A 16329-nucleotide genomic window follows, 5' to 3' on the forward strand; every position below is an offset into this window, starting at 1 on the left:
GATGGACTCACCATGGAAGAAGACGAGTTCGAGGACTACGACCGCGAGGTCGAGTTGGCCCTCTACCGCGAGTATCGCGACATTGTTTCGCAGTTCAAATACGTCATTGAGACAGAACGACGCTTCTACCTGGCGAATGACGTCGAACTGACCCGCCGTGACACCGAGCACGATTTCTATTTCGAGATCACGATGAACGACGTCTGGGTGTGGGACGTCTATCGTTCGGACAGGTTCGTCAAGTCTGTGCGGGTGCTCACGTTCAAAGACGTCAACGTCGAAGAGCTCTCTGCCCGCGACTTCGAACTGCCGAAGGATCTCGCGCTCGACGAGTAGCGCGGGTGCCGATGTCCGGCACCGTCGGGATCGGAACAGGGGACCGGTCCGTGCCGGGTACCGCCGGGCTCGTGACCGAGTGACGAGAGTGTTCTGCACAACGCCGGGTTGTTGACGGGCTTCTCCCCAGTGTGACGAGCTCCGGCTGAGTGCGACGTGCCGACCTCCATCATCGAATGGTGGAGGTGGCCCCGATGGCGCAGAAAGACGATCTCGGCAGGCGAGGTGAAGACCTTGCGGCCGAGTACCTCGCGGGTGCCGGCTATCGGATCATCACCCGCAACTGGCGTTGCGCAGACGGCGAGATCGACATCGTCGCCGAAGACCTCGGCACAACCGTCTTCGTCGAGGTGAAGACGAGATCGGGTCTGGGGTACGGGCATCCGTTCGAAGCCGTCACATCCGTCAAACGCGCCCGGCTGCGGCGACTGGCCATCGCGTGGTGCCACGAGAACGATGGCGAGTTCAGGCCGATCCGCATCGACGTCGTCGCCGTGGTCGGGCAGCGAGAAACAGCCGACGCGCTCGTTGTCCCGACTGGCGCGGGCAAGACCATGCTCGCGGCACGCCTGCCCTGCCGGACCTCGACGTCGCCGCTGCACTCGACGTCAGCTCAGTGAAGTCGTTGAGCGGAGAGCCCGTCGGCGGTCACCTGCAGTTTCGGATACCTATTCCTCGCCTGGCGCGGGGAAAGCCACAACATCTGAACAAAGATCTACAGAAGCATGGCTGCGTTCTCTGCGGCCAATATCGACAGATTCGGCGGCTCGACTGGAGAGAATAGAGCCATGACAGCCATGGCCTCAGAAATCACGCGCGAGTTCTGGTAACAACTCATGGACAATGGATCGCGGCTCATCGTCGATGCTCTTGCTCGATTCTCCTCGTCGGGCGGTGGGACCTTCCCGTGTTGGTATGCCGAGGTTGACTGCACTCGGGCGATCCCGCAAGCCTAACGAGCGGAGCAAGCTCGCTTCCGCTTCCGCTTCCGCCTCCGCCTCTGCGAACGAATTCCTCACCCTCAAACAGGTTGAGCCTGTGTTTCTGGTTTTGCTAGCGGATGCCTGCCGCGCCAACTAACGTCGGTCTTGAGATCGCGCCCATCCATTGCCCGGCGCGAGTCTGGAGCACTCATGACACCAACATTAAGCCGAGTGAGGAGAGCATTCGTGGCGGACCACTGCAAAATCGGCGTGATTCCTGCCCAAGACCGGAACCATCGCTGATGACGCGCTTGGCGGTAAACGGCTCGACCATCTATACCTAGGAATAGAACGCTCGTTCGAAGAATTAGAGTTTGCGCACAGGATCAATCCGATTGGAAGAACACATGGACCAGTGGGTCAAGAACGTTCAGGAGTGGCTGAACGACACGTACGGCAATGATCCGGCGATCGACATCAATCCGGTGAACGAAGATGGAGAGACCGGATGGCAAACAGTCAACGCCCTCACGCGAGCGCTGCAGTACGAGCTCGGATTGACTGCTCTTGCCGACAACTTTGGCCCCGGGACTCTAGCGGCGTTAGAAGCGAAGGGTCCGATCGATGACGACACCACGCCGAAGAACATTATTCGTATCGCTCAAGCAGGTCTGTATTGCAAGGGCTACAACGGTGGGACGCTCGACGCCGACTGGGGCTCGATTGCTCGGGCGAGCACGCAGCAGCTGCGTACAGACATGGGGCTTGCGCCAGAGTCCGGTTTCGTTCATCCAAAGATCTTCAAAGCGATTCTGAACATGGACGCATTCGTCCTCGTCGCCGGAGGGTCGTCACTTATCCGACAGATTCAGCAGAACCTGAACGATCGATACCTCTCGCGAGAGAATTTCTTCGTAATCCCGACCGACGGTTTCTTCTCGAGAAGCGTCCAGAACGCGCTGATCTACGCACTTCAGTACGAAATCGGTATGTCGGACAGCGTCGCAAACGGCAATTTCGGACCCGGGACGCAGCAGGGTATCCGGGACCACGCCGCACTTCAGCTCGGCACCACCGATTCGACGAAGTACTTCGTCCACTTGTTTCAGGCAGCCATGACTTTCAACGGGTATCCGGTCGCCTTCGACGGTGACTACGGAAACCAGACACGCTCCGCAGTGATTGACTTCCAAAGCTTCGCCAAATTGTCCGTCACCGGCAATGCTGATTTCCAGACATGGGCGTCACTACTGGTGAGTACCGGTGACACCAGCCGACCCGGCACTGCAGTCGATTGCATCACGACGATCACACCGGCACGAGCCCAGACGCTCATCTCCCACGGGTACGAAGCTGTCGGGCGGTACCTCACCAATACACCAGGCGGCTCACTCGACAAGAACATCAAGCCAGGAGAGCTTCAAACGATCTTCGACGCAAGCCTCACAGTCTTCCCAATCTACCAGGAAGGAGGCACAGGAACCGCGTTCTTTAACTATTCCATGGGCGTAGCAGCAGCAAAGCGTGCACACGCCGCTGCTCGAGGGTACGGGTTCAAACCCGGAACTGTCATCTACTTCGCGGTCGACTTCGACGTCCTTGGTGAGCAAATCTTCTCGAACATCGTTCCTCATTTCGAAGGAATCCGAGATGGGCTGGGCTCCGTCGGGAGTGCTTATAGGGTCGGCATCTACGGAGCAAGAAACGTCTGCACGCAGGTGTCGGAGCGTGGTCTCGCAGTCAACAGCTTCGTCAGCGGCATGTCGACGGGATTCAGCGGCAACCTCGGGTACCCACTCCCCCGAAACTGGGCTTTCGACCAGATCCTTGAATACGCGATCGGCACCGGCGACGGGTACATCGGAATCGACAAGGACATCAAGTCCGGTCGAGACCAGGGTCAATCTTCAATAGACGCGACTCCGCCGGCCCCTTCGTTGAACTCCGAGTTCGTCGACTTTCTCTACTGGCTGCAGATCCAGGCGAACGAATACCGAGCGGCCAATGCAGGGAGTCCATCAGCCGCGGAACTCGTTGCACAGTTCATGCGAAGCCCTAAATACCAAGGTCTCGATTGGACCGCTCTCGCTGGCCCGCGATTCACGAATTGGGTTACCTTCGTTTACGATCAAGCATTGGCAGAAGGCGTTACACTGAGGAGTCTGTACGTCCTTCCCGAAGTGTCCGCAGAGCCAGTGTCGTCTGACCACTTCTTTGCCACACTCAACGCCTACCTTCATCGGGGCATACCTTCACGAGTCGATGGCCCAGAGTTCACCGATATTGCCGGTTGGGGTGGAGACCTCGCAACTACACTGGTCGATTTCACCAACAGCCAGAATATCGGCGAGTCCATTGGCAACTTTGGTCGGCGAGTGATCGGCGGGACTGGGAACAACAGTCTCAGTTTTGGACAGCTGGACCTAATCCAGGACGTGGACGCTGTAAATGTAGCTGCTGCGTACCTCGCTAATCCGGCACCGTCACTCGCCGGGATCGTGCGGGACGCCTTAGCTGGGGGTGTCGTCCCGAATGAGAACCGGTACCAAACGTTCGTACGGGAACGATTCGGAAACGTCGCGAACGCGAAGATGGCGGGTCGGCAGGCTTTCCTGCAAAATGCAGATACGAATGACAAGCTCCTCTTCAACGGCGCTCGAACATACCTCATCCAGGCATACGGGAGCCCGGGCGACCCAGTGCACATTGGAGACTTCTCGGTCGCTCAGCTTGAAGAGCTCGGTGACGCTTTCGGAACAGTGCTCGACCAACTTGGAGCGTGAGTCAGGTTCATCGGCGATACTAGTGGGCCAACCGGACGGAGAACTGCATGAGGCGGATACACATCGCAACAGTCGCTCTTGTTGTGGCGGGGCTTCTGTCTGGGTGCGTAATGGTCGACGATCCCAGACCGGACCCGTTCGCAGTTTTGGATGAGTTCGTTTCCCATGCTCAGACGCTGGACGGCGTCGAGTCTGTGGTGGAAGTCAAGAGATACTCAGAACCTCAAGACGGTAGCAGCTACGCCCAGTTCAGTGTCAAGCTCTCAGCGGACCAATGGCGAGAAACCGCTACCGGTATCGCTGAGAGCATTGCCAGGTGGGTCACTGAATCGGACGTGCCTGCAAATCTCTATATCCAAGTGGCTCTGACCTTCGGTGGAAACAGCGTGGGACTGTCGACATCGCAAGGACTGAACCCCGCACGGATCACCCTGGCCGCGCAACTGCTCGATACCGGCGACATCCAGCAAGTCGGGGTCTTAGCACCCTGGCAAGGAGGCGCCGGAAACGAAGCCGTCGAAGAATCGGTCGACGGACTCACCGTGATCGTCGTGCCATTCCCGAGCGAGCAACCACTGCCCCAGCGTCTCGAAGAACGGTGGCTTGAGCCAATGAAGGTCTTAATGCCACACGGGAGCCTCGCCGTGGGCAAGGCGTTCGAGTCGGGAAATGGGATTGGATCCGTTCAAGACGGGGCCCGTCTACTTATCACGGAGGTAGATGAGCCACTACCCCCGGAAGCCTATGCTTTCCGCGCTGCACTCGAGGAGAGAAGCGACATAGAGGGATATTCCATCAACCAGAGTGCGACCTTCATCATGTTGAACGGTTGCGCGAGTGATCAAAGCGAACAGGAAATCGCTGCCCTCCCGGGTTACGGCAGCGTATGGACACCCCTGATCCAGCGATCAGGGGCAGACCCAGAGACAGATTGCACCTCGCCCTAAATTCAGCGGCGGCTGTTTGCCAGAGGTTGGGCTCGGAAACTGCGCTGTGCGGGTGCTCACGTTCAAAGACGTCAACGTCGAAGAGCTCTCTGCCCGCGACTTCGAACTGCCGAAGGATCTCGCGCTCGACGAGTAGCGCGGGTGCCGATGTCCGGCACCGTCGGGATCGGAACAGGGGACCGGTCCGTGCCGGGTGCCGCCGGGCTCGTGACCGAGTGACGAGAGTGTTCTGCACAACGCTGGGTTGTTGACGGGCTTCTCCCCAGTGTGACGAGCTCCGGCTGAGTGCGACGTGCCGGCATCCATCATCGAATGGTGGAGGTGGCCCCGATGGCGCAGAAAGACGATCTCGGCAGGCGAGGTGAAGACCTTGCGGCCGAGTACCTCGCGGGTGCCGGCTATCGGATCATCACCCGCAACTGGCGTTGCGCAGACGGCGAGATCGACATCGTCGCCGAAGACCTCGGCACAACCGTCTTCGTCGAGGTGAAGACGAGATCGGGTCTGGGGTACGGGCATCCGTTCGAAGCCGTCACATCCGTCAAACGCGCCCGGCTGCGGCGACTGGCCATCGCGTGGTGCCACGAGAACGATGGCGAGTTCAGGCCGATCCGCATCGACGTCGTGGCCGTGGTGATGCCCGCACACCGCCCGCCGACGCTTGAGCATCTCAGGGGAATGTCCTGATGGCCGTCGGTCGCACGTGGGCTGTTGCGCTCAACGGGCTGGACGGGGCGATCGTCGAGGTCGAGGCTGATATCTCGGGTCAGCTGCCCGCGTTTGTGCTGATCGGCCTCGCAGACAGGTCGCTGGGCGAAGCGAGCGGCAGAGTGCGGCAGGCGGCGGAGAACTCGGGATGCCGGCTGGCGTCTCGTCGGATCACCGTCAACCTCTCTCCGGCGAGTCTGCCGAAACACGGATCCGGCTTCGATCTCGCGATAGCCCTCGCCTGTCTCGCGGCGGACGATGTCGTCTCTCGCAGTTCCGTCGATGCGGTGGTGCATATCGGGGAGCTTGGGCTGGACGGTCGTCTGCGGCCGACGCGCGGAGTGCTTCCCGCCGTGCGCGCGGCGGCCAGAGCCGGCAGAAAGAAGGTGATGGTGCCCGTCGGCAGTGAAGCAGAGGCGCAGCTCGTTCCGGGGATAGACGTCGTCGGCATCGTCTCGCTGCGCGATGCCGCCATCTGGCATGGAGCCCAGCTTCAGCCGATCGAGGTGAGACCGATCCTGGCTCCGCCCGAGCCGGAGCATCCGCGGAGCTCCGATGATCTCGCCGACGTCCTCGGGCAGCGAGAAGCAGTCGATGCACTCGTCGTCGCCGCAGCCGGCGGCCACCACCTGATGATGGTCGGCCCGCCGGGAGCAGGAAAGACCATGCTCGCCGCACGCTTGCCCGGAATCCTGCCAGACCTCGATGTCGCTGCCGCTCTCGATGTCAGCTCGGTGAGGTCGCTGAGCGGAGAGCCGGTCGGTGGCAGTCTGCAGACGCGCCCGCCGTTCGAAGCGCCGCACCACTCCGCCACGGTGGCGTCCATCATCGGGGGAGGAACGGGAGTCATCAGACCGGGTGCCGCCGCTCGTGCCGCCCACGGTGTGCTGTTCCTCGATGAGGCCCCGGAGTTCCAGGCCAACGTTCTCGATGCGTTGAGACAGCCTCTCGAATCCGGGCGGATCAGCATTCACCGCGCAAACGCGATAGCGCACTTCCCCGCGCGCTTCCAGCTCGTCCTCGCCGCGAACCCGTGCCCTTGCGGTCAGTACGGCGCGAAAGAGAACACCTGCACCTGCCCTCCCCATGCCATCAGGCGCTATCTCTCGCGCATCTCCGGTCCTCTGATGGACCGCATCGACATCCAGCTCACCGTCACGAGGATCACGGCAGCCGAGTTCCGGTCGGCAGATGACGCCACCCGGCTGACCTCCGAGGCGGCCAGGGCGCGCGTGATCGCAGCCAGGTCGCGCGCTGCGAAGCGCCTCGCCGGCACCGCCTGGACGACGAACGCCCAGGTGCCTGGCGCCTGGCTGCGGGATCGATCGCGGGCCCCCGGCCGAGACGCGACAGCGCCGATCGACAGGGCACTGGAACGAGGCCTCATCACGATGCGCGGCTACGACCGCATTCTGCGCATCGCGTGGACCCTCGCGGACCTCGACGACACACTCATTCCGAGCGCGGGCCATATCGGTCGCGCCCTCTACCTGCGAAGGGGAACAACATGACGTCCATGATTTTCGGGCTGCCTGAAGCCGACGTGCTGCTGGCCACCTCCGCCCTCTCTCCGCGCGACGAGACGGTGGAATCGACGACCGCCCGCTTCGCGCACGCCGCATGGACGGCCATCGCAGAGCCGGGTGACGGCGTCGCCGGGATGCTGGTCGGTATGCTCGGCGCCGTCAAGGCGCTCGAGCGGGTGATCGCCGGCCGCTCCGTGTCGCGCATCGCCGCAGAGATGTCGGGGATCTCGCCGGTCGACGACGATGCGTCGGCGATGCTTCAGACAGAGCTCTCCGGCGCGCTCGCACGCTGGAAACCCCGCATCGACTCGGCGATGGTGCTCAGGGCGATGCGGCTCGGGGAGCACAGCAGGACGACGCTGATCTCGCCGATCGATCCGGAATGGCCCCTTATGCTCGACGATCTCGGCGTTCATACGCCCCTGGCGATCTGGACGCGCGGAGACATCTCGACGCTGGACCGGTTGGCGCACTCGATATCGATAGTCGGTTCGAGAGCGGCGAGCGGTTACGGCGAACACCAGACACTCGAATGCGCGAGCGGGCTGGTGGACCGCGGGTTCGCCATCGTCTCTGGCGCCGCATACGGAATCGACGCTGCGGCGCATCGGGGTGCCATCGGTTCGGACGGCACGACGTTCGCGTTCCTGGCAGGCGGGGTCGACCGCGCCTACCCGAGCGGACACCGTGAGCTGCTCGAAAGGGTGAGACGGCACGGGGCAGTGCTGTCCGAGGTGCCACCGGGCGGTGCGCCGACGAAGTGGCGCTTTCTTCAGCGAAACAGGCTCATCGCGGCCGCCGGCCTCGCGACGGTGGTCATCGAAGCCGGCTGGAGGTCGGGTTCGCTCAACACCGCCTCCCACGCCGCGTCGCTCGGCCGTCCTCTCGGGGCGATGCCGGGCAGGGTGGACAGCCCGACCAGCAGCGGCTGCCACAGGCTGCTGCGCGAGCACAACGCGGTCTGCGTCACGAATGCCGGCGAGATGGCAGAGCTTGTCGGGTCTGACAGCGTGCTCCCCGGGATGAGTGCGGATGCCACGCGAGAGCGATCCAGCGACGAGACCCGAGTGCTCGACGCCCTCAGCGTTCGATCGGCCCGTGGCACGTCAGACATCGGCAAGCGAACAGGTCTCTCCACCGCCACGATAGAAGGAACGATCGCGCTGCTCGAACTCGAGGGCGTCGTCGTCGCACGGAACGGCGGCTGGGTGCATCGCAGCGCTCGAGGATGAGTGTGTGCCGGCAGCGAGAGACGGCCGGTTTGAGCCACTCCGTTCACGTGTGCACTCGAAGAGGCGTTCATCGGTGATCCTTGGAGTATGCAGATCACCCGGGCGGTTGCGGTGTATCTCGACGAGGGGGCGCTGTCGAGACGACTGTCGGCCGCGACGCTGCGCGCATACGAGTCCGACCTGGCGGATCTCGTGGCGTTCGCACGTGACCGGCGCCTGGACGATGTCGCGGAGCTCGACCTCGAGCTGTTGAGGGACTGGCTCTGGCGAGACGCTCAACGGGGGCTGGCGCAGACGACTCTCGCACGCCGGGTCGCGAGTGTGCGCGGTTTCACGAGGTGGCTCGCCGCGCACGGCCACACCGAGAAGGACAGCGGTGCGCGCCTGCGTTCTCCGAAACCGGGCCGGCACCTGCCGCAGGTGGTCAGGGGCGGGCAGATGGATGAGATCCTGCACCGCCTCGCCGAGCTCGCGTCCACCGGCGACCCCGTGGCCGTGCGCAATGTGGCCATCGTCGAACTGCTCTATGCATCCGCACTCCGGGTGTCGGAACTCTGCGACCTCGACGTGGACGACATCGACCTCGACCGGCTGACGGTGAAGGTGCTCGGCAAGGGGGCGAAGGAGCGGGTGGTGCCGTTCGGCGTGCCCGCTCATTCCGCGCTCGTCGACTATCTGCGCACGGCGAGACCGGCGTTGGTCACACGAGCGAGCGAGAACCGCCACGGCGACGCGGTGTTCCTCGGCGCCAGGGGCGGAAGACTTTCACCGCGAAGCGTCTACGACCTCACGAGCAGAGCCTTCGGCCCAGCTGTCGGCGGCGCAGCGGGCCCTCACACCCTCCGGCACACAGCCGCAACGCATCTGCTCGACGGCGGAGCGGACCTGCGCGCCGTGCAGCAGCTTCTCGGTCACTCATCGCTCGGCACAACGCAGATCTACACCCACGTGTCGACAGAGCGACTGCGAGAGAGCTATCGACGGGCACACCCCCGGGCCTGAGCATCCGCCGCGGCAGCTATCCGAGATCGATTCATCCCGCGCTACACCTTTTGTGACGCGCGCCCCTATCTCGTGGCGCGCGTCACAAAAGGTGTAGCGCGCGGCACGAGCACATGGGCAGCGACGCGGGCAACGGCTCACTCGAGGCCGCGCCCGGCGCTAGCCGCCGTGGTTCGGCAGCAGCACCGCTCGCTCGAGTTCACCGAGCAGCAGCAGTGGATTCACATACTCGCCATACAGGCGCACACCCACGTGCAGGCATCCGGACCCGCAGTGCCCACCTGTGGCGATCGTGCCGATCTGCTGACCGGCCTGCACCACCTCGCCGTCTGTCACCGTCGGTTCGACTGGTTCCATCGACGACACCAGGCCGTTCGGGTGGGTGATGGAAACGAGCGGCCGATCGACCACGACCCCGGCGAACGAGACGATTCCTGCCGCCATCGCGGTGACCGGCGCGCCGGCATCCACAGCCAGATCGATGCCCCTGTGCCCCGCGGAGTACGGGGTGGGCGGAGCCCGGAACGGTTCGGTGATGCGCCTCGGCGGCGGGATCGGCCAGAGCCACGTGGCATCCGGTGGCACCGTGCGCATCCCGGCGATCACGGGCGCCGAGCGCGAGATGATGTCAACGGCCGAGGCGGATGCCGTTCCCGCGCCCAGCAGCGCGACGACGAGAGCAGCGGCTGCGATGAATGCGGGTATACGGGCTCCCGCTGTCTGAACTGTGAGGCGCATATGAACAGGATGCGCCGGAGGTCCCCGGTCAGTGGCGGTGGATCCGGATCTGTGCGCAACGTGTGTTTTCCACAGGGCCGTTGTTCACAGCTCGTCACGGGCGACTGCGATGCATCCCGGCCCGGGGAGCCGGGGAGCCGGGGAGCTGGGGAGCCGGCCCGAACGGATCACTGCTATCATGGGGGAAGCATCCCGCATGTCGGGGTGACTACGCGCGCCCATTCGGCACATTCATCCATTCGGTCCTTCTCTCGACGAGCTTCAGACAGAGCGGGCGGACGTGTGCCGGGCGCCAGGAGCGGCGGTCATCCGATCGCCGCAAGGAACCGAGAGACGCGCACACATGTGTGCGTCGGAACAGGAGAACGGCTCATGGCCGTCGTCACCATTCGCCAGCTGCTCGACAGCGGCGTGCACTTCGGGCACCAGACCCGACGCTGGAACCCGAAGATGAAGCGATTCATCTTCACCGAGCGGTCCGGCATCTACATCATCGATCTGCAGCAGTCGCTTGCATACATCGACAAGGCATACGACTTCGTCAAAGAGACCGTCGCCCATGGCGGAACCATTCTCTTCGTCGGAACGAAGAAGCAGGCTCAGGAGTCCATCGCCGAGCAGGCCACCCGCGTCGGCCAGCCCTACGTCAACCAGCGTTGGCTCGGCGGGCTTCTCACGAACTTCCAGACGGTGTCGAAGCGTCTCGCACGCATGAAGGAGCTCGAGGAGCTTGACTTCGAAGACACAGCCAAGTCCGGGTTCACCAAAAAAGAGATGCTCATCAAGAAGCGCGAGCTCGACAAGCTGCACAAGTCGCTCGGCGGTATCCGTAACCTCACAAAGACGCCTTCTGCACTCTGGGTCGTCGACACCAAGAAAGAGCACCTCGCCATCGACGAGGCGAAGAAGCTCGGCATTCCGGTGATCGGCATCCTCGACACCAACTGCGACCCAGACGAGGTCACGTACCCGATCCCGGGCAACGACGACGCCATCCGCTCGGTGAGCCTGCTCACCCGCATCGTCGCGGATGCCGCCGCCGAAGGCCTGATCCAGCGCCACCAGAAGCCCGAAGACGGCGCAGAGCCGGCGGAGCCCCTCGCCGAGTGGGAGCAGGAGCTGCTCAGCACCAGCGGACAGGCCGATGAAGTCGGCGCAACCACCGAAGAGAACGATGCAGACGCTGCAGTCGCCGCCGTGAACGCAGCAAAGGGTGACGACGCTCCCGTGGAGGACGCCAAGGTGCCTGAAAGCGACGAGCAGACCGAAGAGCGCATCGAGGCCGAGGCGACAGAGGCCGAGAAGCAGCCCGCCGCAGACAACAACTAGTTCCAGACAGAGGAGCCCATTTCACATGGCGAATTTCAGCGTTGCCGATGTCAAGGCGCTGCGCGAGCAGCTCGGCACCGGCATGGTCGACACCAAGAACGCACTCGTTGAGGCCGACGGCGACATCGAGAAGGCAACAGAGATCCTGCGTCTCAAGGGCGCGAAGGGCAACGCCAAGCGCGCCGACCGTTCGACGAGCGAGGGTCTCGTCGCCGCCTCACAGCAGCCGGGCAGCACCACGCTCATCGAACTGGCGTGCGAGACGGACTTCGTGGCCAAGAACGAGCGTTTCGTCGCTCTCGCCGACAAGGTGCTCGAGGCGGTCGCGGCAGCGGGTTCCACAACGGTCGACGCCGCACTCGCCGCTCCGGCGGGCGACAAGACCGTTGCGACACTGATCGACGACGAAGCGGCGATCATCGGTGAGAAGGTCGAACTGCGTCGCGTCGCCGTCGTCACTGGCGACAACGTCGAGGTCTACCTGCACCGCACATCGAAAGACCTGCCTCCGCAGATCGGCGTTGCCGTCGGTTACAGCGGGGCAGACTCCGAGACCGCTCGTGCTGTTGCTCAGCACATCGCGATGTTCGACCCGCAGTACCTGACTCGCGACGAGGTTCCGGCCGAAACCGTCGAGAAGGAGCGCGAGATCGTCACCGAGATCTCTCGGAACGAGGGCAAGCCAGAGGCTGCGCTCCCGAAGATCGTCGAGGGCCGCCTCACCGCGTTCTTCAAGCAGGTCGCACTGCTCGAGCAGGACTATGCACGAGACAGCAAGGTTCAGGTCAAGAAGGTTCTTGACGATGCAGGGCTGACGATCACGGGCTTCGCCCGCTTGAAGGTCGGCGCGTAGCTCACGCACAGGGGGAGTCCGGATCAGCTGATGATCCGGACTCCTTTTGCATGTGCACGCGGCACATGCGCCGCGCCGCGAACGCACGGCAGCACACCGCCGTTTCGGCGGCGTGACGGGACACAGTAGTTTTAGTGAGGTTGATCCAGAGAATGGGAGAACGGATGTCATCGGTCAAGAGGCGCAGGCGCGTGCTGCTGAAGCTGTCTGGAGAGTCGTTCGGAGGCGGATCGCTTGGGGTCAATCCAGACGTCGTCAGCGCGATCGCCCGTGAGATCGCACAGGCTGCTCCCGAGGTCGAGATCGCCATCGTCGTCGGGGGCGGGAACTTCTTCCGCGGCGCCGAGCTGTCTCAGCGAGGCATGGACCGCGGGCGCGCCGACTACATGGGAATGCTCGGCACGGTCATGAACTCGCTCGCCCTGCAGGACTTTCTCGAACAGGCGGGTGCGGAGACGCGGGTGCAGTCCGCGATCTCGATGACCCAGGTCGCCGAACCCTACATTCCCCGTCGTGCCGAGCGCCACCTCGAGAAGGGACGAGTTGTGATCTTCGGCGCCGGTGCGGGTCTGCCGTATTTCTCCACAGACACGGTAGCGGCCCAGCGCGCCCTCGAGATCGACGCGGATCTCGTGCTCGTGGCGAAGAACGGCGTCGACGGGGTCTACACCGCCGACCCCCGCACCGACCCGGACGCCACGCGCATCGATCACATCACGTATCTGGACGCACTGCAGCGCGGACTGAAAGTGGTCGACTCCACGGCCTTCAGCCTGTGCATGGACAACGGCATGCCGATGCAGGTGTTCGGAATGGAGCCGGAGGGAAACGTCACGGCGGCTCTTCTCGGTTCGCCCATCGGCACTCTCGTGAGCAACGAGAGCGTTGTTCCCGCCGACAACTAGAATGAACGAGACCACACGTAACAAGAAGGAGTCGCTGTGATCGCGGAAGTACTGTCCGACGCCGAAACCCGCATGGGAAAGGCCGTTGAGGTTGCGAAGGAGGACTTCGCGACGGTTCGGACGGGGCGCGCGAACCCTCAGATGTTCCAGAAGATCCTTGTGAGCTACTACGGGACTCCAACGCCCCTCGCGCAGCTTGCCTCCCTGCAGAACGTCGAGGCCCGCACCATCGTCGTCACGCCGTACGACAAGGGTGCCCTGCGCGATATCGAGCAGGCGATCAGGGATGTGCCGAACCTCGGGGCGAACCCGACCAACGACGGCACCATCGTTCGTGTGAGCCTTCCTGAGCTGACCGAAGAGCGCCGCAGGGAGTACGTGAAGCTTGTGCGCAGCAAGGGCGAGGATGCCAAGGTTTCGGTGCGGAACATCCGACGCAAGCTGAAAGACGAACTCGACGCGCTGAAGAGCGAGGTCGGCGACGATGACGTGGCACGTGGTGAGAAAGAGCTCGAGCAGATCACGAAGACACACATCGACGCCATCGACGACGCCCTGAAACGCAAAGAAGCCGAACTGCTCGAGGTCTAGAGTCATGCGCGCCGTGACATGGCCGTGGTGCCACACATGACAGAACCAGAGAGCGGAGAACCGCCGAGCCAGGAGAGAATCCGGGGCGGACGGAGATCTCGCGACGAGTTGCAGGCGCAGTTCAAAGCGACGAGGGCTGATTTCGAGCGGCAGGTCGGGGCCGCGCGGGCACAGATCGACCAGGCGAACGAGCGGATCGCGGCCCGCACAGGGCGCAATCTGGTGCTCGCCATCATCATCGGGCTTGTGCTCGGGTTCGCGATGTTGTTCAGCCTGATCTTCGTCAAAGAGATCTTCGTGCTGTTCGCGGCGACGGCTATGGTGTTCACGACGCTGGAACTCGTCGCCGCCTTGAAGCGTCACGGACGCAGGCTGGATGCTGCACCGGCGGTCGTCGCGGGACTCGCTATCGTCGTCACCGCCTACTTCGCAGATTCCGCGACACGCTGGGCCGTGCTCATCGCGAGCCTTGTCTTCGTCGTCGTGTGGCGACTCGTCGCCCAGATGGTGTCAGGGGAGAAGCGCGCTGCCTATGAGGTCGTCAGGGACCTCGTTGTGAGCGTCTTCGTTCAGGTGTATGTTCCGTTCCTCGCGAGCTTCGCGCTTGCTCTTGTCGCTTTGCCCGACGGACAGTGGTGGACACTGGCGTTCATCGTGCTGGTGGTGGTGATCGACATCGGCGCGTATGCCTCGGGATTGACGTTCGGCAGGCATCCGATGGCGCCGAGAATCAGTCCAAAGAAGACCTGGGAAGGCCTGGCTGGGGCCGCGGTGACCGCGATCATCGCCGGTGTGCTCCTCGCGATCTTTATGCTGGGCATCCCCTGGTGGGCGGGTGTTGTGTTCGGTGTCGCGCTCCTCGGAACGGCGACCATGGGCGATCTCACCGAGTCACTGATCAAGCGGGACATGGGAGTCAAGGACATGAGCTCCTGGATACCCGGTCACGGCGGATTTCTGGACCGGCTCGACTCGATCCTGCCGTCTGCGCCCGTCGCCCTCGCGATGTATGTGATCTTCGCCCCCCTGTGGGGGACGGTCTCGTGAGCGCGCAGGTTTCTGCCCGCTCCAGAAGAGAGAATGATCGAGTGAGCCCTACCTTTCCCCCAGCGCGCAAACGTTCCCGCGGTTACGACCGGAGCGAAGTGGATGAGTTCCTCGATCGCGCGCGCCGTGCCTACGATGAACCGGACACCGTCGAGCCGAGCCTCACGGCGTCGCAGATCAGGCATATGTCTTTCGGCCTGACCCGCGGTGGTTATTCGACGACTCACGTCGACGCCGCCCTCGAGCGGCTCGAAGACGCTTTCGCCCTTCGTGAACGGGAACGCGCGCTGCAATCGTCGGGAAAGAGCGAGTGGCTCCAGTCGGCCAGGCAGACGGCGCAGGTCATTCTCAATCGACTCACGCGCCCGGCCGGACGCCGCTTCGCGAGGGCGGGTTTTCTGACCCAGGGATACAACTGCGCAGACGTCGATGCCCTTGCCGACCGACTGGTGGACTACTTTCAGACGGGCAAGCCCATTGGAATCGATCGTGTCAGAACGGCTGTCTTCAGGCCGCAGCGCGGTGGTTACCGAGAGGCGCAGGTCGATCTTGTGCTCGATGCCGTCGTCGACGTGATGCTGGCCGTTCGCTGAGCGTGTCTCGTCCCGGTTTCGCCATTGTGCTGCGATCTGCGCTAAAATCGACGGATTGTGGGTAAGCATCTAGAGACGACAGAGACCTTGCAGCCGAAGACCACCGGCCGCGGGGTGTTCATCAGACCCAGATCGCGGAGCCCTATCGCACTCTTCTGCTTCGCCTTTGCCGCAGCCGTCTCGTTCCTTGCCGTGAACGTGGTCGATCCATACTCGGGCGCCACAGCATCGCCGTACTTTCAGGTCGCGCCGAGATACGCCGGGCTCGAGACCCAGGACCTCACGGTGGCAGGCAGCTACGAGACGGCTTTCACCCGCGAAGGCTATGAGATTTTCGTCCCGCCGCCGCCTGAGCCCTCTCCGCCGCCTGTCACCGAGACCGAAGAGTCGGACGACTCGGATTCAGAGTCGTCATCTGGCGGAGGCTGGGCCCCGCCCGCCGTCGCTCCGGATCCTGGTTCTGCGCAGGCCGTCGCATACGAGATGGTCGCCGCACGGGGATGGGGCGAAGACCAGTACTCCTGCCTCGTCTCGCTGTGGAACAAGGAATCGGGCTGGCGTGTGAACGCGCACAACGCCTCCAGCGGGGCATACGGCATCCCTCAGGCACTGCCCGGCAGCAAGATGGCCACGGCGGGGGCGGATTGGGAGACCAACCCGGCGACACAGATCACGTGGGGCCTCGGGTACATCCAGGGCCGCTACGGCAGCCCATGCGGTGCCTGGGCGCATTCGCAGAGTGTGGGCTGGTACTGACAGATGTCTGTGTTCCGCGCAGATGTCTGTGTTCCGCGCGTGAACGGCTGGCCTGGCCGG

Annotated in this window: 16 protein-coding genes and 1 pseudogene; 16 read left to right on the forward strand and 1 reads right to left on the reverse strand. The window is 63.4% G+C overall.

The annotated features are described in order from the left end of the window. Positions 1-12 precede the first annotated feature (12 nt). The 9 genes and pseudogenes from ACYVF5_RS07005 to ACYVF5_RS07045 all read left to right on the forward strand — a co-directional run bounded on the left by ACYVF5_RS07005 (position 13) and on the right by ACYVF5_RS07045 (position 9457). Complete coding sequence (locus ACYVF5_RS07005) at positions 13-336, forward strand: DUF2469 domain-containing protein (RefSeq protein WP_460944707.1); 324 nt, start codon at positions 13-15, stop codon at positions 334-336. A 194-nt stretch (positions 337-530) separates the two neighbouring features. Further along, the gene (locus tag ACYVF5_RS07010; RefSeq protein WP_460944709.1) at positions 531-956 is read left to right on the forward strand and encodes a YraN family protein; all 426 of its coding nucleotides are present in this window, start codon (positions 531-533) and stop codon (positions 954-956) included. Positions 957-1666: 710 nt separating this feature from the next. Next, positions 1667-4042: a glycoside hydrolase domain-containing protein gene (locus ACYVF5_RS07015; protein ID WP_460944711.1), complete on the forward strand. Its 2376-nt coding sequence runs from the start codon at positions 1667-1669 to the stop codon at positions 4040-4042. A 47-nt stretch (positions 4043-4089) separates the two neighbouring features. Next, on the forward strand, positions 4090-4989 hold the full coding sequence (locus tag ACYVF5_RS07020; protein ID WP_460944713.1) for a hypothetical protein: 900 nt from the start codon (positions 4090-4092) through the stop codon (positions 4987-4989). A gap of 43 nt (positions 4990-5032) precedes the next feature. After that, positions 5033-5125 (forward strand): annotated as a pseudogene (locus tag ACYVF5_RS07025) (DUF2469 family protein); the annotation flags it as partial. A gap of 194 nt (positions 5126-5319) precedes the next feature. After that, complete coding sequence (locus ACYVF5_RS07030) at positions 5320-5676, forward strand: YraN family protein (protein WP_460944715.1); 357 nt, start codon at positions 5320-5322, stop codon at positions 5674-5676. Then, positions 5676-7208 (forward strand): YifB family Mg chelatase-like AAA ATPase, encoded by a 1533-nt coding sequence (locus ACYVF5_RS07035; RefSeq protein WP_460944717.1) that lies wholly within the window; start codon positions 5676-5678, stop codon positions 7206-7208. Before ACYVF5_RS07030 ends, ACYVF5_RS07035 begins: the two co-directional genes overlap by 1 nt. Further along, the gene (dprA, locus tag ACYVF5_RS07040; protein ID WP_460944719.1) at positions 7205-8455 is read left to right on the forward strand and encodes a DNA-processing protein DprA; all 1251 of its coding nucleotides are present in this window, start codon (positions 7205-7207) and stop codon (positions 8453-8455) included. Before ACYVF5_RS07035 ends, dprA begins: the two co-directional genes overlap by 4 nt. 87 nt (positions 8456-8542) lie before the next feature. After that, positions 8543-9457, forward strand: coding sequence for a tyrosine-type recombinase/integrase (locus ACYVF5_RS07045; RefSeq protein ID WP_460944721.1), 915 nt, complete (start codon positions 8543-8545; stop codon positions 9455-9457). Positions 9458-9616: 159 nt separating this feature from the next. Here the strand turns inward: ACYVF5_RS07045 and ACYVF5_RS07050 are convergent, their stop codons facing one another. Then, entirely contained in the window at positions 9617-10195 is a 579-nt protein-coding gene (locus ACYVF5_RS07050; protein ID WP_460944723.1) for a M23 family metallopeptidase, read from the reverse strand. A gap of 372 nt (positions 10196-10567) precedes the next feature. On the opposite strand from ACYVF5_RS07050, the gene rpsB reads away from it, so the two are divergent. The 7 genes from rpsB (at position 10568) to ACYVF5_RS07085 (ending at position 16269) form a co-directional block, all read left to right on the forward strand. Beyond that, positions 10568-11524, forward strand: a complete 957-nt coding sequence (gene rpsB / locus ACYVF5_RS07055; protein WP_460944725.1) for a 30S ribosomal protein S2 — start codon at positions 10568-10570, stop codon at positions 11522-11524. 25 nt (positions 11525-11549) lie between these two features. Beyond that, a complete protein-coding gene (tsf, locus tag ACYVF5_RS07060; protein WP_460944727.1) occupies positions 11550-12377 on the forward strand; it encodes a translation elongation factor Ts in 828 nt (275 codons plus the stop codon). Positions 12378-12541: 164 nt separating this feature from the next. Next, a complete protein-coding gene (gene pyrH, locus ACYVF5_RS07065) occupies positions 12542-13282 on the forward strand; it encodes a UMP kinase (protein WP_460944729.1) in 741 nt (246 codons plus the stop codon). 36 nt (positions 13283-13318) lie between these two features. Next, on the forward strand, positions 13319-13873 hold the full coding sequence (gene frr / locus ACYVF5_RS07070) for a ribosome recycling factor (RefSeq protein WP_460944731.1): 555 nt from the start codon (positions 13319-13321) through the stop codon (positions 13871-13873). A 36-nt stretch (positions 13874-13909) separates the two neighbouring features. Continuing rightward, the gene (locus ACYVF5_RS07075; protein WP_460944733.1) at positions 13910-14920 is read left to right on the forward strand and encodes a phosphatidate cytidylyltransferase; all 1011 of its coding nucleotides are present in this window, start codon (positions 13910-13912) and stop codon (positions 14918-14920) included. Positions 14921-14961: 41 nt separating this feature from the next. Next, on the forward strand, positions 14962-15513 hold the full coding sequence (locus ACYVF5_RS07080) for a DivIVA domain-containing protein (protein WP_460944735.1): 552 nt from the start codon (positions 14962-14964) through the stop codon (positions 15511-15513). A 57-nt stretch (positions 15514-15570) separates the two neighbouring features. Further along, positions 15571-16269, forward strand: a complete 699-nt coding sequence (locus ACYVF5_RS07085; RefSeq protein WP_460944737.1) for an aggregation-promoting factor C-terminal-like domain-containing protein — start codon at positions 15571-15573, stop codon at positions 16267-16269. Positions 16270-16329 lie beyond the last annotated feature (60 nt).

It is taken from the genome of Okibacterium endophyticum, assembly GCF_054780075.1.